Source organism: Azospirillum sp. CT11-132 (assembly GCF_047302835.1).
Taxonomy (GTDB): Bacteria; Pseudomonadota; Alphaproteobacteria; order Azospirillales; family Azospirillaceae; genus Azospirillum.
On the sequence record NZ_JBGLZA010000003.1, the window covers coordinates 2195294 to 2212850 of the forward strand.

Annotated in this window: 20 protein-coding genes; 10 read left to right on the forward strand and 10 right to left on the reverse strand. The window is 69.0% G+C overall.

All coding sequences use genetic code 11. From position 1 onward, the window contains the following. Positions 1-14: 14 nt before the first annotated feature. From hrcA to ACCD06_RS16315, 3 genes are all read left to right on the forward strand, one after another. The gene (hrcA, locus tag ACCD06_RS16305) at positions 15-1055 is read left to right on the forward strand and encodes a heat-inducible transcriptional repressor HrcA (RefSeq protein ID WP_109149745.1); all 1041 of its coding nucleotides are present in this window, start codon (positions 15-17) and stop codon (positions 1053-1055) included. A gap of 54 nt (positions 1056-1109) precedes the next feature. Beyond that, positions 1110-1712, forward strand: a complete 603-nt coding sequence (gene grpE, locus ACCD06_RS16310) for a nucleotide exchange factor GrpE (protein WP_109074868.1) — start codon at positions 1110-1112, stop codon at positions 1710-1712. A 158-nt stretch (positions 1713-1870) separates the two neighbouring features. After that, on the forward strand, positions 1871-2236 hold the full coding sequence (locus ACCD06_RS16315; RefSeq protein WP_109074869.1) for a response regulator: 366 nt from the start codon (positions 1871-1873) through the stop codon (positions 2234-2236). A gap of 131 nt (positions 2237-2367) precedes the next feature. On the opposite strand, the gene ACCD06_RS16320 is transcribed toward ACCD06_RS16315, so the two are convergent. The 6 genes from ACCD06_RS16320 to ACCD06_RS16345 form a co-directional block, all read right to left on the reverse strand. Then, positions 2368-3285 (reverse strand): DUF1848 domain-containing protein, encoded by a 918-nt coding sequence (locus ACCD06_RS16320; protein ID WP_413341834.1) that lies wholly within the window; start codon positions 3283-3285, stop codon positions 2368-2370. A gap of 63 nt (positions 3286-3348) precedes the next feature. After that, a complete protein-coding gene (locus ACCD06_RS16325; RefSeq protein WP_413341836.1) occupies positions 3349-3906 on the reverse strand; it encodes a NifU family protein in 558 nt (185 codons plus the stop codon). 195 nt (positions 3907-4101) lie between these two features. Continuing rightward, positions 4102-4623 (reverse strand): universal stress protein, encoded by a 522-nt coding sequence (locus ACCD06_RS16330; protein ID WP_109074873.1) that lies wholly within the window; start codon positions 4621-4623, stop codon positions 4102-4104. A gap of 18 nt (positions 4624-4641) precedes the next feature. Next, a complete protein-coding gene (locus ACCD06_RS16335; RefSeq protein ID WP_413341839.1) occupies positions 4642-5412 on the reverse strand; it encodes a TIGR02186 family protein in 771 nt (256 codons plus the stop codon). Next, positions 5409-6326, reverse strand: a complete 918-nt coding sequence (locus ACCD06_RS16340) for a sulfite exporter TauE/SafE family protein (protein WP_109074875.1) — start codon at positions 6324-6326, stop codon at positions 5409-5411. Before ACCD06_RS16340 ends, ACCD06_RS16335 begins: the two co-directional genes overlap by 4 nt. Positions 6327-6451: 125 nt before the next feature. Further along, on the reverse strand, positions 6452-6982 hold the full coding sequence (locus tag ACCD06_RS16345) for a hypothetical protein (protein ID WP_109074876.1): 531 nt from the start codon (positions 6980-6982) through the stop codon (positions 6452-6454). A gap of 139 nt (positions 6983-7121) precedes the next feature. On the opposite strand from ACCD06_RS16345, the gene ACCD06_RS16350 reads away from it, so the two are divergent. Then, complete coding sequence (locus ACCD06_RS16350; protein ID WP_413341841.1) at positions 7122-7601, forward strand: hypothetical protein; 480 nt, start codon at positions 7122-7124, stop codon at positions 7599-7601. A gap of 90 nt (positions 7602-7691) precedes the next feature. Here ACCD06_RS16350 and ACCD06_RS16355 read toward each other — a convergent pair whose 3' ends face one another. After that, positions 7692-8690, reverse strand: coding sequence for an adenosine kinase (locus tag ACCD06_RS16355; protein ID WP_413341843.1), 999 nt, complete (start codon positions 8688-8690; stop codon positions 7692-7694). A 166-nt stretch (positions 8691-8856) separates the two neighbouring features. Between ACCD06_RS16355 and ACCD06_RS16360 the strand changes: the two genes are divergently transcribed. From ACCD06_RS16360 to ACCD06_RS16375, 4 genes are all read left to right on the forward strand, one after another. After that, positions 8857-9315, forward strand: coding sequence for a winged helix-turn-helix transcriptional regulator (locus ACCD06_RS16360; RefSeq protein WP_413341845.1), 459 nt, complete (start codon positions 8857-8859; stop codon positions 9313-9315). Beyond that, a complete protein-coding gene (gene fabF / locus ACCD06_RS16365) occupies positions 9312-10568 on the forward strand; it encodes a beta-ketoacyl-ACP synthase II (protein ID WP_413341847.1) in 1257 nt (418 codons plus the stop codon). Before ACCD06_RS16360 ends, fabF begins: the two co-directional genes overlap by 4 nt. 98 nt (positions 10569-10666) lie before the next feature. Then, positions 10667-11362: an EI24 domain-containing protein gene (locus ACCD06_RS16370; RefSeq protein ID WP_413341849.1), complete on the forward strand. Its 696-nt coding sequence runs from the start codon at positions 10667-10669 to the stop codon at positions 11360-11362. A gap of 136 nt (positions 11363-11498) precedes the next feature. Next, positions 11499-12392, forward strand: coding sequence for a polymer-forming cytoskeletal protein (locus tag ACCD06_RS16375; RefSeq protein WP_413341851.1), 894 nt, complete (start codon positions 11499-11501; stop codon positions 12390-12392). An 83-nt stretch (positions 12393-12475) separates the two neighbouring features. Here ACCD06_RS16375 and nth read toward each other — a convergent pair whose 3' ends face one another. Further along, entirely contained in the window at positions 12476-13111 is a 636-nt protein-coding gene (gene nth / locus ACCD06_RS16380; RefSeq protein ID WP_252138325.1) for an endonuclease III, read from the reverse strand. 307 nt (positions 13112-13418) lie between these two features. Here nth and ACCD06_RS16385 point away from each other — a divergent pair, with 307 nt between their 5' ends. Beyond that, positions 13419-13895 (forward strand): hypothetical protein, encoded by a 477-nt coding sequence (locus ACCD06_RS16385; RefSeq protein WP_413341854.1) that lies wholly within the window; start codon positions 13419-13421, stop codon positions 13893-13895. A 53-nt stretch (positions 13896-13948) separates the two neighbouring features. Then, positions 13949-14536 (forward strand): DUF2244 domain-containing protein, encoded by a 588-nt coding sequence (locus tag ACCD06_RS16390; RefSeq protein WP_413341856.1) that lies wholly within the window; start codon positions 13949-13951, stop codon positions 14534-14536. Positions 14537-14568: 32 nt separating this feature from the next. On the opposite strand, the gene ACCD06_RS16395 is transcribed toward ACCD06_RS16390, so the two are convergent. Beyond that, the gene (locus tag ACCD06_RS16395) at positions 14569-15033 is read right to left on the reverse strand and encodes a low affinity iron permease family protein (RefSeq protein WP_413341858.1); all 465 of its coding nucleotides are present in this window, start codon (positions 15031-15033) and stop codon (positions 14569-14571) included. Positions 15034-15143: 110 nt separating this feature from the next. Further along, positions 15144-17477: a mechanosensitive ion channel domain-containing protein gene (locus tag ACCD06_RS16400; RefSeq protein ID WP_247871310.1), complete on the reverse strand. Its 2334-nt coding sequence runs from the start codon at positions 17475-17477 to the stop codon at positions 15144-15146. Between the last annotated feature and the right edge of the window lie 80 nt (positions 17478-17557).

A 17557-nucleotide genomic window follows, 5' to 3' on the forward strand; every position in this document is an offset into this window, starting at 1 on the left:
ACCGCCCGACCTCCATGATCAACGAGCTGAACCAGCGATCGCGCGAGATTTTCCGGCTGATCGTCGACGCCTATGTGGCGTCGGGCGAACCGGTCGGCTCGCGCACGATCTCCAGGCGGCTTGGCATGGCCTTGTCGCCCGCGACGATCCGCAACGTGATGGCCGACCTGGAGGAGCAGGGGCTGCTCTATGCCCCGCACACCTCGGCCGGTCGCATCCCGACCGACGCCGGCCTGCGCATCTTCGTCGACGGCCTGCTGGAGATCGGGTCGCTGACCGAGGACGAGCGCGCCTCGATCGAAGCGAAATGCTCCGCCTCCGGCCGCGCCTTCGCCGACGTGCTGGGCGAGGCGTCGACCATGCTGTCCGGCCTGTCGCACTGCGCAGGCCTGGTGGTGGCGCCGAAGACCGACCGGCCGCTGAAGCATATCGAGTTCGTGTCGCTCGGCCCCGGCCGCGCCCTGGTCGTCCTGGTGAACGAGGACGGGCTGGTCGAGAACCGGGTGATCGAGGTGCCGATGGGGGTGCCGACCTCCACCCTGCAGACCGTGTCGAACTTCCTCAGCGCCAAGCTCGCCGGCCGCACGCTGGACGAGGCGCGGCAGGAGGTGCTGCAGGAGATCGAGCAGCAGAAGACCCAGCTGGACGAGCTGTCGCGCAAGGTGGTCGCCGCCGGTCTGGCCACCTGGGCCGGCAGCGGCGGGTCCAACGCCGGCCAGCTGATCGTCCGCGGCCAGTCCCGCCTGCTGGAGGACGTCACCGCGCTCTCCGACCTGGAGCGGGTGCGCGGCCTGTTCGAGGCGCTGGAGACCAAGGAGACGATGCTGCGCATGCTGGACGCCACCGGGCGCGGCGACGGCGTGCAGATCTTCATCGGCGCGGAGAATGTGCTGTTCAGCCATTCCGGCTGTTCGATGATCATCTCCCCCTTCCAGAACAGCCGGGAACAGGTGATCGGCGCCATCGGCGTCATAGGCCCGACCCGCATCAATTACGCCCGCATCATTCCGCTGGTGGATTACACCGCCAAGGTGGTCAGCCGGCTGATCGGCTGAGCGCCGCCTCCCTCACTCACTCCGCCTTTTGACGAAGCAAGAATTGAGAAAACCATGAGCGAAGAGCAGAACAAGCCCTCCGACGCCACGGTGGAGCCGACCGAGGCCACCGCCGAGACCGCCGCCGCCAACGCTGCGGAAACCGGCTCGCCCGAGGACCGCGTCGCCAAGCTGGAAGCTGAGGTCGCCAGCCTGAAGGACCAGCTTCTGCGCGCCATGGCGGAGACGGAGAACACCCGCCGCCGTGCCCAGCGCGACCGCGAGGACGCCAGCAAGTTCGCCGTGTCCAGCTTCGCCAAGGAACTGGTGTCGGTCGCCGACAACCTGCGCCGCGCGCTGGACGCCGTCCCGGCCGAGGGCCGCGAGCAGGACGAGATGCTGAAGGGCCTCGCCGTCGGCGTCGAGGCGACCGAACGCCAGCTGTTCGCCGCCTTCGACCGCGCCGGCATCAAGAAGCTGGACCCGGCCGGCGAGCCGTTCGACCCGAACTTCCATCAGGTGATGTTCGAGATCGAGAACACCGGCAAGGCCGCCGGCACCGTCGTCCAGGTCCTTCAGCCCGGCTACACCATCCACGGCCGCCTGCTGCGCGAAGCGATGGTCGGCGTCGCCAAGGGCGGTGACGCCGGCGGCCAGCACGTCGATACGAAGGCGTAACAATATAGCCTCGGCAAAGCCTCCGGTTCAGCGGTTCAGCCGCCGGGCCGGGGGCTTTTTTGTTGCCGGGATAGGGGATGCCAGCGGTTGACGGTGGACGGGAAATTGCCTAGGGCTTTCCTCTTAATTCTTTCTGCCGTATAAGCGGAGCCGCGTTCATGCCCAAAAGCGTTCTGACCGTCGACGATTCCAAGACCATCCGCGACATGGTCGGTTTCACGCTGAAAGGCGCCGGCTATGAGGTGGCGGAGGCGTCGGACGGCAATGCCGGCCTCGCGCTCGTCAACCAGCGCAAGTTCGACTGCATCATCACCGACCTGAACATGCCGGGCCTGGACGGGCTGGCCCTGACCCGCGCCATCCGCGCCTCGGCCCTCAACCGTGCCACCCCGGTCCTGCTGCTGACCACCGAAGCCGACCCCGCCAAGAAGTCCGCCGGCCGCGAAGCCGGCGCCACCGGCTGGCTGGTGAAGCCGTTCAACCCGGAAAAGCTGGTCGAGACGGTGCGGAAGGTTTGTCCGTAAGCGACTTTCTCCCATCCTAGACTTCCCCCTCTCCCCCCTGGGGAGAGGGTCGGGGTGAGGGGGATGCATGGCGTGGATCTGGTGGTGATCGGAAAGTGCGCGATGCTTGAAAATCCTCGCCGCCCGTCCCCCTAACCCTCTCCCCGGGGGGGAGAGGGGACTCTGGGCGGAGAGGGCATCCGCCGCGCCACCAGAAACTCCCCCTCCGGGTCATGGGCGGCGAACCGTCGCTGCGCCATCCCACGGTCGGCGACGGCGTAGCAGTAGACGCAGCCGTGCGGACAGCTGTCGTAGTCGCCGATGTCGCGGCTCTCCGCACAGAGGCAGCCGGGCCGGTTTCCCTTCTCCCGCGCCGCCACCGCATTTCCCGCGACGTCCGACAGCCGCAGCGCATCGACGCAGCGGGCGGCCGCCGTGCCGGGCGTACCGACCAGTTCCGGCTGGGTGCAGAGCGTCAGCGCCATCCCCTCCCCCGCCGCGATGCCGGCCAAGTCCGCCAGCAGCGCGCGCTTCTCCTCCGCTTCCGGATCACGCCAGCCGATGCCGGCGGCGGCGAGATTGCGGGCGGTCTTGCGGTAGGGCTGGAGGAAGGACACCACCACCTCGTCGGTCACCCCGCACAGCGCACGCGCGATCCGTGCGAAGGTTTCGCGATGCCAGTCCGGCGGCGTGGCCTCGGTCAGCGCGATGGGGTCGTAGCGCCAGACTACCGCCCGCGGTCCCCAGCGCTCGCGCACCCTCGCCATATGGCCGACCGCCGTCTCCCAATCGGGAACCGAGCGTTCCAGCGTGGTCGGCAGGCCGGTAACGCTGTACTGCACGATGAAGGGAAAGCCCCGCTCCGCCACGCTGTCGAGCGCGCCGAGGAAGGGTCCGAGATTCTTGGTCCAGAAGATGAAGCCGTCGACCGCCGGCCGGGTCAGGTCGATGCGGTAGGTCTGGCCGCCATAGGGATTGACCATCCGGCAATAGCCGGCGTCGAGGCGGTTCAGGAACCAGCGCCCATAGAAGGCGGGAATGTCGGTCTTGTAGCTGGCGGAGATGATCATCCCGCCAGCATGGGAATGCCGGCCCGCCGCATCAAGGGCGGACCGGCATAACCGGAGAGCGGATTACTGGACCGCGCGCACTTCGACCACTTCGGGGATGTAGTGGCGCAGCATGTTCTCGATGCCGTGCTTCAGCGTGGCGGTGGAGCTGGGGCAGCCGGAGCAGGCTCCCTTCATCGCCAGATAGACGACGCCGCGCTCGAAACCCTGGAAGGTGATGTCGCCGCCGTCCTGGGCGACCGACGGGCGGACGCGGGTGTCCAGCAGCTCCTTGATCTGCTCGACGATCTCCTCGTCGTCGGCGTTCGACGCCGCGGCATGGCCGTCGCCGCCGTCTTCCAGCAGGACCGGGCGGTCGGCGGTGAAATGCTCCATGATGACGCCGAGGATCGACGGCTTCAGCAGGAACCAGTCACGCGCGTCGGTCTTGGTGATGGTGATGAAGTCGGCGCCCAGGAAGACGCCGACGACGCCGTCGATCTCGAACAGGCGCTGGGCGAGCGGCGAACGGACGGCGTCCTCGCGGCTGGTGAAGTCGGCGGTGCCGCGTCCGAGCACGTCACGCCCCGGCAGGAACTTGAGAGTCGCCGGGTTGGGCGTCTGCTCGGTCTGAATGAACATGGTCTGGTCCTCCATCGGCGGCGGAATGGAACCGCCGGCGCGCCCGGGATCGGGACGCGGAACGATTGGGGGAAATTTGGGCCGAAACGCCGGGCGGATCAAGGACCCCGGTTGTGTGGGTATTCGGCATCCGGCATGCGCGCTCTGACCGTGGCCCCTATCCTTACTTACGTGCCCCCACTTACGTGCCCCCACTTACGTGATCGCGTCCAGCGCCTCGTTGCTGAGCCCGCCGGGCACGATGGTCAGCGGGATGCGCAGCCGCCCCAGCCCGCGCCCGGTGTAATAGGAGATCAGCGGACCGGGGCCTTCGGGATCGGTGCCGGCGGCCAGCACCAGGATGGAAATGCTCGGCTCCTCCCCGATCAGGGCCAGCACCTCCTCGGTGCGGTTGCCTTCGCGGACATAGAGCGCAGGCAGGGTGCCGGTCAGCTGGTTGACCTCGCGCGCCAGCTTCTGGAGCATCTGCTCCGCCTCGGCGCGCTGCTCCTCGCGGATCAGGTTCTCCACCGCCAGCCAGTGCTGCATCTCGCCCTTTTCCAGGACGGTCAGCAGCGCAACCTTGCCGCCCGACTTGCGGGCGCGCAGGCAGGCATAGCGGAGCGCCACCTTCAGCTCCGGGCTGTCGTCGACCACCACAAGGAAGATGCGCACCGGCTTGGGAGCCGGTGGCTGGGCGGGCGTTTCCGGCGTCGTGGACTGGGTCGCGTCGCTCATCTCGATCACCCTCTCGGCTTAGATCCGGCGGAATGCGGCGCCGGCCGCCCAGCCGGCCGCGATGGCGCCGATGACGGCGGCCACCCCGTAGATGACCGGGCGGTTGCGGGCGAAGTCTGACACTTCGGCGCTGAACCCGATCTTGGACACCACCAGCGGCGTGGTCTGGGCACTGACCACGTCGCCGTCGCGAATCAGCAAGGCTTCGACATTGTACAGCCCGGTCGGGACGTTGGCTGGAAAATAGATGTTGGTGCGGAACAGCCGTTCGCCCAAAAAGGCGACCTGCCCCATGGAAATGGCGTAGAGCCCCTGGCGCTGCTTGTTGCGGATCAGCGCGCTGCGGTAGGCGGCAAGCTCTTCCGGCGGCAGGGTGGCGTCGGCCGGCAATTGCAGCTGCGGCAACCCCAGCTGTTGGCGCTCCAGAACCGGGCGACCGACCAGTTGGTCGAGCGGGCGGCTGACCGCCACCGTGTAGAAGCTCGGCACCTGCTCGAAGCGCACGCTGTCGGTGTTCATCCACATGCCGGCCACCCGCTGCTTGCGGCGGACGGTGGCGGGGCCGCGCGGACCGGTGACGACGATGGCGACGTCACCCGCCCCGTCGGTGGTGCCGAACAGCACGACCTCCGTGCCGGTGAAGCCGGTGGTGATGGCGATCAGGTGGCTGGACAGGTCGGCGACCAGCTGCTGCGCCCACACCGTCGCCGCGACCGTGCCGCCCAGCAGAAGACCGGCCAGCGCCGCGGCGGCCTGGATCAGCCTGCGTTTCGTCCGCCCCGCCATCATCTCAACCCCGTGGTCAGGGTGAACAGATCGTCGGGGCGGGAGAACAGATCCCAGGCCAGCTTCAGCGCCACCGCCACCACGATGGTCGCCAGCGCCAGCCGGGCGGTTTCGCCGCGCAGGCGGCTGCCCGCCTTCGTTCCGAACTGGGCGCCGATCACGCCGCCGATCAGCAGCAGAAGCGCCAGCATGGCGTCCACCGTCTGGTTGGTGGCGGCCTGCAGCAGGGTCGCCGCCGCGGTGGTGAAGATGATCTGGAACAGCGAGGTCCCGGCGACCAGCCCGGCCGGCATGTTCAGCAGATAGATCATCGCCGGCACCAGCAGGAAGCCGCCGCCGATGCCCATGATCGCCACCAGCATGCCGCCGACCGCCCCGATCCCCGCCGGCAGCAGGGCCGAGATGTACAGCTTCGACCGCTGGAACCGCATCTTGAAGGGCAGGCCGTGCAGCCAGATGTGGCGGTGCAGCTTGCCGCGTTTCGCCGTCGGCGCGCGGCGGCGCAGGATGGCGCGGCTGCTCTCCACCAGCATCATCCCGCCGATGGTGCCCAGGAAGAAGACGTAGGACAGGGTGATGGCGATGTCGATCTGGCCCAGCCGCTGAAGGATGCCGAAGATCCACACCCCAACCGCGGTGCCGACCACGCCGCCGGCCAGCATCACCACCCCCAGCTTGACGTCGACGTTGCCGCGCCGCCAATGGGCCAGCACGCCCGACACGCTGGCGGCGACCAGCTGGTTGGCCTGGGTGCCGACGGCGATGGCGGGGGGAACGCCGATGAAGATCAGCAGCGGCGTCATCAGGAAGCCGCCGCCGACGCCGAACATCCCCGACAGGAACCCCACGAGCCAGCCCATGCCGAGCACCAGCAGCGCGTTGACCGACATCTCGGCAATCGGCAGGTAGACTTGCATGAATCGGCAATCTGTCGGGATGTTCAGGATGGGCGGCGGGACCGGCAGCTTACCCGAGCCGACGCTGTGGCGGAAGACCGCAGAGCCGGCCTTTGGGGCTGGAATCCCGGCGCAAGAGGGAGGTATCAGGGCACCGGCGCGTGGAAGAAGACCTTGAAGCCGGCCTTGTGCGGAAAGACGTGCTCCGCCTCGCGCCGGGCGGACTGCAGGTCCAGCGCATGGACCAGCACCCGGTTGTCGTAACGCCAGACCGGGTTCACCGGCTTTCCTGCGGCGCGGGCGGCGGTGGCGACGGCGGTGTCGTACTGCACCTCCGCCCGGAAGGCGCGGCGATTGCCTGCAGGCAGGCCGAGGATGTGCAGGAAGACCGGCGGTTCCTTGTCCACCGCATCGATCTGGCGCTGAAGATGGGCGACCCGCTGTTCGGCGGCCGACAGCCGGCCCTTGGCCTCCTCCAGCCGGCAGGTCAGGTCGGCCAGCGCCTCGGTCTCCGCGCGCTGGCGTTCCTTCAGGGGCACCACCGACTGGCGCAGTCGGTCCAGCCCGGCAACCCGGTCCCAGCTGCGCCGGATGCCGACCCAGCACAGGTGGCACAGCACCGCCAGAGCCGCCACCAGCGGAACCGCCGAGTCGAGGATCGTCCGCACCGCCTCCATCACCACCCCATCGCCTGGCCCATTCCTGGGCCCATCGCTTGGCCCATCGTCCCGATGCCCGGGCATCCGCCCTTGGCACGCCCGTTGCTGCAGCGCCGGCGCAAGCACGCAAGGAGCGTGCCGAAGGAGCGGAGGGACGATGAGCGCGCAGACGCCGCTGCTGCTCGTGCTGGAAATGGTGATCCTGATGGCCTGCCTCAGCTGGATCACCGTATCCATTCTGCGGATCGGCAACCGGATCGCCGCCGTCCAGCGCCGCCGCTCGCAGCTGCATCAGGGACGGACGGAGCTGACCCAAACCACCGAGTCGCTGCGCCGCGACATGCGCCACCAGGAGACGGAACTGCGGCAGGCGGAAGAGGCCATCGCCGTACGCAACGGCCAAGCGGTGGAACTGCAGACCCGGCTGAACGACCTGCGCCGGCAGGGGCCGCGCGAATACACGCTTTTCAACGGACGCTTCGGAGAGAAGGACCGGCTGTGGCTGCTGACCGTCCCGCGACCGGACCGGCCGGAGCGCTGGGCGGTGGCCGCCCCCGACAGCGGGACGGCGATGGCGCTGCTGTGCGCCAGGATCACGGTGCCGGAACGTCCCGTGATCGATGACCAGTTGAATTGACCCCCAAACGGAACCGGCCGCAGTTGCAGAATGCAACGCGGCCGGCAACGTCTTCGCGATTTGACGCGCAAATCGCGCTCCAGGGACGGCTTACGCCAGCAGGCCCTTGGCGGCGACCAGCTCGCGCAGGTTCACTTCCGGCCGGGCGCCGACATGGCTGATGATCTCCGCCGCGGTGACGGCGCCCAGACGGCCGCAGACCGCCGGGGACAGGCCGCGGGTATGGCCGAACAGGAAACCGGCGGCATAGAGGTCGCCGGCGCCGGTGGTGTCGACCACCCGCTCCACCGGCTCGGCCGCCACCTCGACCACTTCGCCGCCGGAGACGATGACGGCGCCCTTCTCGCTGCGGGTCAGCGCCGCGGTCTTGCCCAGACGCTTCACCGCCGCCAGCGAGTCCTCGAACCTGTCGGTGCCGTAGAGGGCGCCGATCTCGTGCTCGTTGGCGAACAGGATGTCGACGTGGCGCTCCACCAGATCGACGAACTCGGCATGGTGGCGATGGACGCAGAAGCTGTCGGACAGCGACAGCGACACCTTGCGGCCGGCGGCGTGCGCGATCTCCGCCGCCTTGCGGAAGGCCTCCTTGGCGCGGGGCGGATCCCACAGATAGCCTTCCAGGTAGGTCACCTGCGACCCGGCGATCAGCGCCTCGTCGATGTCCTCCGGCCCCAGTTCGACGCAGGCGCCGAGATAGGTGTTCATGGAGCGCTGGGCGTCCGGCGTGACCAGGATCAGGCAGCGCGCGGTCGGCGCTCCGCCCAACAGCGGCGCGCTGTCGAAGGAGACGCCGGCGGCGCGGATGTCGTGGCGGAACACGTCGCCCAGCTGGTCCTTGGCGACCTTGCCGATATAGGCGCCGCGCCCGCCGAGCATGGCGATGCCCGCCATGGTGTTGCCGGCCGAGCCGCCGGAGACTTCGACGCCAGGTCCCATCCTGCCGTACAGCTCCTCCGCCCGGGCGGCGTCGATCAGCGTCATCGCCCCCTTCTCGATGGTGTTGGCGGCGAGGAAGGCGTCGTCGGCGTGGGCGATCACGTCCACAATGGCGTTGCCGATGCCGGTGACGTCGTAGGCAGACGTGGCCATGGGTTCTCCTGAGGGATCTTGCGGTAAGGGCGAAATTGCGGCGCGAGTATAGCCGCCGCCACCCGCATCACAAGTGCGGCCCCTGGAAGCACGTCCGATGTTCCCCGGCCGGGCCGCCGATATCGGTTACTTGCATGATGAAAGTTACCATGCGACAGTCGCCGCCATGCGACGCACCCGGCTGACCGACTTCCCCTGCCCCATCGCCCGCGGCCTCGATGAGGTCGGGGAATGGTGGTCCCTGCTGATCCTGCGCGACGCGATGCTCGGCCTGACCCGCTTCGACGAGTTCCAGCGCAGCATCGGGCTCGCCACCAACATGCTGACCCGCCGCCTGCAGGCACTGGTGGAGGCCGGGCTGCTGGAAAAGCGACCTTATCAGGAACGCCCGCTGCGCCACGGCTATCACCTGACCGACAAGGGACGGGATTTCCTGCCGGTGCTGATCGCCATGGCCGACTGGGGCGGACGCTGGCTGCTGCCGGACGGAGCGTTCCGGCTGGTCGACCGCGAGACCGGCCTTCCGGTCGAACCGGTGCTGGTCGACCGCAACAGCGGCGAACCGATCCGGCCGGACCGGCTGCGTCCGGAATTGACGATCCCTGAAAAGGACGAAACCGAATGAGACGAGTCGTGGTCACCGGCCTTGGCGCCGTCACTCCGCTCGGGGCCGGCGTGGCGCCGAGCTGGCGCGCCGTGCTGGACGGCCGAAGCGGCATCCGGGCGGTGAGCGGGGTCGATGCCGTCGACCTGCCCTGCCGCATCGCCGGCCAGGTGCCGGACAGCGGCGACGCCGCCTTTGACGCGGATGCGGTGGTACCGCCCAAGGACCAGCGCAAGATGGACCGCTTCATCCTGCTGGCGCTCGCCGCCGCGGACGAGGCGGTGGCCGACGCCGGCTGGCGCCCGGCGGACGCGGAGGCGCAGGAGCGCACCGGCGTGATGATCGGCTCCGGCATCGGCGGTCTGCCGGGCTTGGCGGAGGCGGCGCTGACCCTGCACGGGAAGGGGCCCCGCCGCATCTCACCTTTTTTCGTGCCGTCGACCCTCATCAACCTTGCATCGGGCCACGTGTCGATCCGCTACGGCTTCCGCGGACCGAATCATGCCGCCGTGACCGCCTGTGCTACGGGGGCGCACGCAATCGGCGACGCGGCCCGGCTGATCGCGTTGGACGATGCCGACGTCATGCTGGCCGGCGGCAGCGAGGCGGCGATCTGCCGCCTCGGGATTGCGGGCTTCTGCGCCGCCCGCGCGATGTCGACCGGCTTCAACGACGACCCGGCCCGCGCGTCCCGCCCCTGGGACCGCGAGCGCGACGGCTTCGTCATGGGTGAGGGGGCCGGCGTGCTGGTGCTGGAAGAGCTGGAGCATGCGAAGCGGCGCGGGGCCACGATCTATGCCGAGGTCACCGGCTATGGTCTGTCGGGTGATGCCTACCACATCACCTCCCCGGCGGAGGACGGCAACGGCGCCTTCCGCGCCATGCGCGCCGCGCTGAAGCGGGCGGGGCTGGCGCCCGACGCCGTCGACTATGTCAACGCCCATGCCACCTCCACCCCGGCCGGCGACCCGGTGGAGATCGCGGCGGTCAAGCGCCTGTTCGGCCCGGCGGCGACAAGCCTTTCCATGTCCTCGACCAAATCGGCGACCGGCCATCTGCTGGGAGCGGCGGGCGCCGTGGAGGCGATCTTCGCCATCCTGGCGCTGCGCGATCAGGTGGCGCCGCCCACCCTGAACCTGGAGGCGCCGTCGGAGGGCTGCGACCTGGACCTCGTGCCGCTGCGCCCGAAGGAACGGCGCATCCGCCACGTCCTGTCGAACAGCTTCGGCTTCGGCGGAACCAACGCCGCGCTGGTGTTCAGTCCGGTGGCCTGACGGGATGGCGGAAGGGGGGACTGGAACCCGGCGCCCGGCCACCGTAGATATGCGGGCGGCCGTTCCCCCCTCCTCCTCAACCGCTCTACGGACCGCCGATGATCCGCGCCCTCGTGCTTGCCTTCGCCCAGCTGTCCGACCCGCGCGTGCGCCGGGTGGTGTGGATCGGCGTGCTCGTTTCGGTGATCGCCTATGCCTTGCTGGCCGGCGGCGCATGGTGGGCGCTGTCGGTGACGCCGCTGACCGGCTATGGCTGGGTCGACGCCACCATCGACGTGCTGGGCGGGCTGGGGGTGCTGGTGCTGGCGTGGCTGCTGTTCCCGGCCACAGTCGGCACGGTGTCGAGCTTTTTTCTGGACGAGGTGGTGGAGCGGGTGGAGGCGCGGCATTACCCCGCCCTGCCTGCCCCCCGCCATGCCGGCTGGCTGGAGGAACTGGCGACGGCGTTGCGGTTCCTGCTGCTGGTGCTGGCGATCAACCTGCTGGCGCTGCCGATCTACATCTTCGCGCCCGGCCTGAACCTGATCGTCTTCTACACCGTCAACGGCTATCTGCTGGGGCGGGAATATTTCGAGATGGTGGCGCACCGCCGGATGGACCGCGCCACGGCGCGGGCGATGCGGCGGGCACGGCCGCTGAAACCTTTTTTGGCCGGGACCGTCATTGCCTTCCTTTCGACAATCCCCTTCGTCAATTTGCTGGTCCCGGTCGTCGCCAGCGCCTTCATGGTTCATGTCCTACAGTCCATGTCGGCTCCCCTTGCGGCGGGCCGGACGACCGTGATACGCCGCTAGGCGGCACGGCCGCACGCCGTCGCCTGCCCGGACACCGACTGTGGCGCCCGCCTTCCCGGCGGCACGCTTCCGGCACCGGGCCTTTCGACTTCCAGGCCATCCCGCCACCCGCATGTCCAGATTGGGGGAACCGCTCATGCTGTTCGGACGAAAGACACCGCCCGCCGCTCCCAAGGCCGACAGCCCCGTCCCGCCGCAGCCGGGTGTCCGTCCGTACACCCCGGGCGAGCCCGGCGCCGTCTCGTCGCCGCTCGCCTCCCTCAACAATCCGGCACCGGCTCCTGGACACCATCCGGCATCCGCCCCGGTATCCGCCGTGGCGGCCGGAGACGCAGCACCCAGCATGGCCCACGCCCTGACCGATCCGCAGAGCGCCTCTCCGGCCTATCCCGACATGCCTTCCGCCTCGAAGGGACCCGACATGAACAGCATCCCCAAGCCCCCCTCCGCGCCGTCCATGCCGGGTGCCGGCTTCAAGCCCGACGTGCCGCGCCGGGTCGTCGACATGCCGGGCTCCGCCCCGCGCCAGCCGTCGATCCCCGTCGCCACCCCGGCGGCGGCTCACGCAGCCCAGGCGCCCGTCCAGGCTCCGGCCGCCCAGGCCCCGATGGCTCCCGCCATGCCGGAGCAGCGCCGCCTGACCGTCGGCCGCGACATCTCCCTGACCGGCGAGATCGGCTCCTGCGACGTGCTGGTGGTCGAGGGCACGGTCGAGGCCAAGCTGCGCGAAGGCCGTTCGGTCGAGATCGCCGAGAGCGGCCTGTTCAAGGGCTCCGTCGAGATCGAGGAGGCCGACATCGCCGGCCGCTTCGAGGGTGACATCTCCGTCCGCGGCCGTCTGACCGTCCGCTCCACCGGCAGGATCACCGGCTCGATCCGCTTCGGCGAGCTGGCGGTCGATGCCGGCGGCCAGCTGATCGGCGACATCCAGCTGTACAGCGCCAAGCCCGCCGCCGCTCCGGCGCCGGCCGCCGTTCAGGCGCCGGCCCAGGCTCCCGTCGGGCAGGTTCCGGCGGCCGAGGCCGTCTGAACCGCTTTCCGAAGCGCAAGGCACACAAGGCAACGCCCGGCTGGCTCCCGCCATGCCGGGCGTTTTGCGTTTCCCCTCACGGATCAGGCGATGATCTTGTCCTTGTAGCCGCAGAGGTCGGCGACCGGGCAGATCGGGCAGTCGGGCTTGCGCGCCTTGCAGACGTAGCGGCCGTGCAGGATCAGCCAATGGTGGGCATGGCGGCGGTAGAGCTTCGGCACCGCCTTCAGCAGCTTCGCCTCCACCGCGTCCGGCGTCTTGCCGGGAGCCAGCCCGGTGCGGTTGCCGACGCGGAAGATGTGGGTGTCGACCGCGATGGTCTCCTCCCCGAAGGCGACGTTCAGGACGACGTTCGCCGTCTTGCGGCCGACGCCGGGAAGCTGTTCCAGCGCCTCGCGGTCGCGCGGCACCTCGCCGCCATGGCGCTCGATCAGCAGTTCCGACAGGCGGATGACGTTCTTGGCCTTGGTGTTGAACAGGCCGATGGTCTTGATGTACTGGCGCAGCCCTTCCTCACCCAGCGCCACCATCTGCTGGGGCGTGGTGACGACCTTGAACAGCGGACCGGTCGCCTTGTTCACGCCGATGTCGGTGGCCTGGGCGGACAGCACCACGGCGACCAGCAGCGTGTAAGGATTGACGTATTCCAGCTCGCTCCGGGGTTCCGGGTTGGCGGCGGACAGGCGGCGGAAGAATTCCTGGATGGCGGCGGGCTTCATGGCCGCCACCATAGCCGCAACGGCCGGGCTTGCGCCAGAGGCGGGGCGTGCCGTCACGATCGGAGGGCGGCCAGTCTTGAGCCCCAGTCTTGAGTTGGTGTCCAAACTGCAGCGTTGCGTCGCAATTTGCGACAAAAATTGGAGTAATTGACGTCAATCGAACAGATTTGGTCGCAGGAATCCCGCTTTCCGGCTCCTTCGGCGGTGGCGTATGATTTGCTAACTGCCAAGGCACCGTTTGAACGCCGTCAATCGAACCACGGATCTTCCGGGTTGTGGCGTTCGGATCGGATAAGGGTATTTCGAAATGAGCGCGTCTTATCTTGTGGAAATAAAGGACTGGGGCCTGCATGTCCGGTTGCAGGGCACCCTGTCGATGGAGCAGCGCGACGCCGTCGCCCGGCAGGTGGAGGTGCACTGCGCCAACCTGGGCGCCCGCGGCACGCCATGGAGCAGCCTCGTCGAGTTCGACCGCTTCGAGGCCGATGGGTTCCGGCCGGAGATCGTCGTCGCCCTGATGAGGCTGGCGCGACGCTGCGGCCAACTGCGCTGCGCGGTGGTGATGACCGACTGGGACTGGGCCTCGGTGATGGCCGATGCGATGATCGCTGCGGGCACCGACGATCAGGCGCGGATTTTCGTCCAGGCCAAGGTGACGCCGGCCAACGGCGACCTTGCCGGAGAGCTTGACGGCGGACCGGCGGCCGATTTCATCGGTATGGACAGCGCCATGGCCTGGGTGCTAAACGGCGGCGCGGTGCCGATGGTGTCGAAGGCGGCATAACCCCGTCTTCGTCACGGTTTTTTGCCGGCCTCCGCTGGGTTAGGATGGCGGTCATGCCCATCGACATCAGCGGCCCCCAGCCTGATGGCCAGCCCGGCGACGGCCCCGCCCCTGCGGAGAGCGGCGGCGGAAGCGGTGCCGTGCGCGTGTTCTTCGACGCCATCCTCCATCCGCACCGCAGCCTGGGCCGCAACGGCTTCCGGGTCCTGATGGGCGTGGTGGTGATGATGAACCTGATCGTGGCCGGCATCTTCGTCTCCCATGGCGCCTGGCCGGTGGTGCCCTTCTGCGGGCTGGACGTGCTGGCGCTGTGGCTGGCCTTCCGCGTCAGCTACCGCTCCGCCCGCCAGTATGAGCGGGTGCAGCTGACGGAGAGCGCGCTGACGGTGCAGCGCGTCCACTGGAAGGCGCCGGAACGCCGCTGGTCCTTCCATCCCTACTGGCTGCGGATCACCCATGACGAGCGTGCCGACCATGATCGCCGCGGTCCGGCCGGGCAGGTCACGTTGAGTTCGCATGGCCAGTCGGTGGGGGTCGGGTCCTTCCTGTCGCCGGCCGAACGCTCCAGCTTCGCCCGCGCGCTGGACGACGCGTTGCGCGCTTGGCGCCGTCCGCCCTGCCCGCCGGCACCCGCCGGCTAACGTCTCCTACCGCCGATCCGACGGAACGCCTTTTATCGCCGATCCGACGTATCGGGCACCCCGCGTTCGTCGAGTTCCTCGTCCACCTCGCGTTCGACCGCGCGTTCCACCTTCTCGTCGATGCGGTGGTCCAGGCACTCGGCCGTCTTGGCGAGGCGTTCGAAGCTGCGCTTCACCTTCGCCAACTCGGTTTCAGGCATCTCCTCCAGGTCGATCATGCCGTTGCGGGCGGAGTGGGTGGCGCGGATCAGTTCGTCCAGCTTCAGATGGATGGCCTGAGTGTCGCGGTTCTGGGCGTTCTGGATGATGAACACCATCAGGAAGGTGACGATGGTGGTGCCGGTGTTGATCACCAGCTGCCATGTGTCGGAGAAGTGGAACAGCGGCCCGGTCAGGCCCCAGAGCAGCACGACCGCGAAGGCGGTGACGAACGCACCCGGCCGACCGGACTGACGCTCCATCCAGCGGGCGAAACGGGAAAAGGCATCGCTGAGCATTTTGCAGCACGCTCCGATTCATCGGACGGACAAAGGAGAACGCCCGGCAATGCCGGGCGGTTCCCTTTCCGGTACAGTCGGAGCTTGGCCCTTGGTTGGGGCCCTGGCGGTCAGGACCCCTGGCTGAGCGCCTCCGCCAGCGCACGGTCGTGCGGGTTCTGGCCGACGACCAGCTGCATCGACTGGGTCGGCATGGCGATGTCCAGCTCGTCGAACTTCTTCTTCAGTAGGCGGTTGAACTCGCGGGTGACGCCCCACTGACGGGTCGGGCGGGTCTTGAACTGGGCCAGGATGTTGATGCCGGTGTCGGACAGCTTGTCGACGCCCAGCACCTCCAACGGGTTCAGGATGTCGGCGGCGAACTGCGGCTGCGCCTGCACCTCGGCACCGGTCTCCTTCAGCACGGCGATGATGCGGTCGGGATCCTCGCGGTTGGACACCGTGACGGTGAACAGGGTGACCGAGAAGTCCTTGCTCATGTTCTTCACGGTGGTGACGGCGCTGAAAGGCACGGAATGGACGGCGCCGGCCCCATCGCGCAGGCGGATGGAGCGGATGGAGATCGCCTCCACCGTGCCGGAATGGCCGCCGCCGACATCCACCACGTCGCCGACCGACACCGTGTCCTCGAACAGGATGAACAGGCCGGTGATGATATCCTTGACAAGGGTCTGCGAGCCGAAACCGATGGCCAGACCGACGACACCGGCACCGGCCAGCAGCGGCGCGATGTTGACGCCCAGTTCCGACAGGGTGATCAGCGACACCATCGTCACCAGCAGGATCAGGAAGGCGTTGCGCAGAAGCGGCAGCAGCGTGCGCATGCGGGCGCTGCGCTCGATGCGGGCGCCGTTCTTGTCGGTGGCGCGCAGCAGATGCTCGATCAGCGCGCTCACCACCTCCCAGGCGATGATGGCGCCGGCCAGCAGCAGGCCGATGGAGATGGCGCTGCCGACGATGCGGCGGCCGGCGGCCGACTCGACCAGTCCCAGCGTGTCGACGCCCCAGCCGTTCAGCGCGGCCCCCAGCGCCACCAGCCAGATGATGACCTTGCCGATGCGCTGGACGATGGGAAGATAGTGGAAGGCGCGGGTGTGGAGCTGTGGCAGGTTGCCGGCCAGCTCGCGGTTCATGGTCAGGCCGCGACGCAGCGTCCGGTTCAGCCCGGTCACCAGCAGCCGCGCCACCACCACCGACAGCACGGTCACGGCGGTGCCGCGGGCCAGATACTCGAACCCGCCATAGACGTTCAGCACCCACACGCCCAGCGTCACCACGACATAGAGGATGGCCAGCACGTGCCAGATCTCGGCGAAGCGGCGGCGCGCGGTGCGCAGGACCGCCCCCTGCCCTTCCGCCTCGCGCCGGGCGGTCGCCAGCGGGTCGCCGTCGCCCGACAGCGGGTTGCCGCGCATCCACTCGGCGACGCCGACGCGGTTCTGCAGGATCAGCGCGATCAGCATGCCGGCGATCACCACGCCCAGCAGCTTCAGCAGCGCGCCGTAGGCGCCCAGCGGCAGGCCCAGCACATAGGCGCCCTCCGCCAGGAAATAGCCGTAGACCGCGACCGCGATCAGCCGGCGCGACCAGATGTAGCAACGCCGCGCCCCGGCCTCGCTGGTGTGGACCAGCCGCAGGTTCGGCGCGTCCGGCGCGAACAGCATGCGCACCAGGATCAGAATCGCCTGGGTGATGACGGTGGCGTTCACCACCGCCAGCGCCACCAGCCGCACGCGCGGCGCCGGTTCGGTCACCGACAGGATCGTATAGGCGACGACGATGAAGCCCAGGATCGGCGCCAGCTCCAGCACGGCGCGGCCCAGCAGCATCGGAATGCGCAGCAGGGCGGAGCCGACATGGCGGGCCGCCATCGCCCGTCGCGGCCGGCTGAGCAGCCAGGCGATTCCACGGGCCGCCACCGCGCCGATGCCGAGGATCATCGCCAGCTGGATGCCGATCTGGACCCAGCGGTCGCGGGCGGTGTCGTCCTGCGCCTGCCGCTGGACCCAGGACAGTGCCCCCGGCAGGTCGGAGAAGACGTTGGCGACCTGCACCAGCTGGCGGCTGACCACGTCCATCCGCGCCGCCAGGAAGGAGAGCGCGCGGGCGCCGAGGGTCTGCGGCAGCGCCGACTCGCCCTCGGCTTCCTTGGCCTGGGCGAGGCCGCGCTGGGCGGCGATCAGGTTGCGCAGCTGGCTGACCAGCTGTGTGCGCGCATCCTGGTTCTCCAGCGTGCCGACCAGCGCCTCCAGCTGCTGCACGGTCCCCTCGTCGACCACCACCGGGGCGGTGGAGGCTGGGGCGGCGGCACCGGCAGCCGGGGCAGCGGCCGGAGCGGCGGCGGCCGGTGCCGGCGACGCGGCCAACGCGGCGGATCCCGCCAACCCCGCTCCGGCGAGCAGAGCCGCGAGCAGCAGGACGGCAAAGCCGCCGGACAAAAACAAACGCCAGCCCCGTGCAAGGGCGGGTGCGGCAGGCGTTGCGGACCGGATCATCGGCAAATCACTCGGCTGGTCTTCGGAAA

Excerpts from the sequence above, each read along its gene's own strand:
- hrcA (WP_109149745.1), top strand. The coding sequence starts at position 15 with ATGATCAACGAGCTGAACCAGCGATCGCGCGAGATTTTCCGGCTGATC.
- grpE (WP_109074868.1), top strand. The coding sequence starts at position 1,110 with ATGAGCGAAGAGCAGAACAAGCCCTCCGACGCCACGGTGGAGCCGACC.
- ACCD06_RS16315 (WP_109074869.1), top strand. The coding sequence starts at position 1,871 with ATGCCCAAAAGCGTTCTGACCGTCGACGATTCCAAGACCATCCGCGAC.
- ACCD06_RS16320 (WP_413341834.1), bottom strand. The coding sequence starts at position 3,285 with ATGATCATCTCCGCCAGCTACAAGACCGACATTCCCGCCTTCTATGGG.
- ACCD06_RS16325 (WP_413341836.1), bottom strand. The coding sequence starts at position 3,906 with ATGTTCATTCAGACCGAGCAGACGCCCAACCCGGCGACTCTCAAGTTC.
- ACCD06_RS16330 (WP_109074873.1), bottom strand. The coding sequence starts at position 4,623 with ATGAGCGACGCGACCCAGTCCACGACGCCGGAAACGCCCGCCCAGCCA.
- ACCD06_RS16335 (WP_413341839.1), bottom strand. The coding sequence starts at position 5,412 with ATGATGGCGGGGCGGACGAAACGCAGGCTGATCCAGGCCGCCGCGGCG.
- ACCD06_RS16340 (WP_109074875.1), bottom strand. The coding sequence starts at position 6,326 with ATGCAAGTCTACCTGCCGATTGCCGAGATGTCGGTCAACGCGCTGCTG.
- ACCD06_RS16345 (WP_109074876.1), bottom strand. The coding sequence starts at position 6,982 with ATGGAGGCGGTGCGGACGATCCTCGACTCGGCGGTTCCGCTGGTGGCG.
- ACCD06_RS16350 (WP_413341841.1), top strand. The coding sequence starts at position 7,122 with ATGAGCGCGCAGACGCCGCTGCTGCTCGTGCTGGAAATGGTGATCCTG.
- ACCD06_RS16355 (WP_413341843.1), bottom strand. The coding sequence starts at position 8,690 with ATGGCCACGTCTGCCTACGACGTCACCGGCATCGGCAACGCCATTGTG.
- ACCD06_RS16360 (WP_413341845.1), top strand. The coding sequence starts at position 8,857 with ATGCGACGCACCCGGCTGACCGACTTCCCCTGCCCCATCGCCCGCGGC.
- fabF (WP_413341847.1), top strand. The coding sequence starts at position 9,312 with ATGAGACGAGTCGTGGTCACCGGCCTTGGCGCCGTCACTCCGCTCGGG.
- ACCD06_RS16370 (WP_413341849.1), top strand. The coding sequence starts at position 10,667 with ATGATCCGCGCCCTCGTGCTTGCCTTCGCCCAGCTGTCCGACCCGCGC.
- ACCD06_RS16375 (WP_413341851.1), top strand. The coding sequence starts at position 11,499 with ATGCTGTTCGGACGAAAGACACCGCCCGCCGCTCCCAAGGCCGACAGC.
- nth (WP_252138325.1), bottom strand. The coding sequence starts at position 13,111 with ATGAAGCCCGCCGCCATCCAGGAATTCTTCCGCCGCCTGTCCGCCGCC.
- ACCD06_RS16385 (WP_413341854.1), top strand. The coding sequence starts at position 13,419 with ATGAGCGCGTCTTATCTTGTGGAAATAAAGGACTGGGGCCTGCATGTC.
- ACCD06_RS16390 (WP_413341856.1), top strand. The coding sequence starts at position 13,949 with ATGCCCATCGACATCAGCGGCCCCCAGCCTGATGGCCAGCCCGGCGAC.
- ACCD06_RS16395 (WP_413341858.1), bottom strand. The coding sequence starts at position 15,033 with ATGCTCAGCGATGCCTTTTCCCGTTTCGCCCGCTGGATGGAGCGTCAG.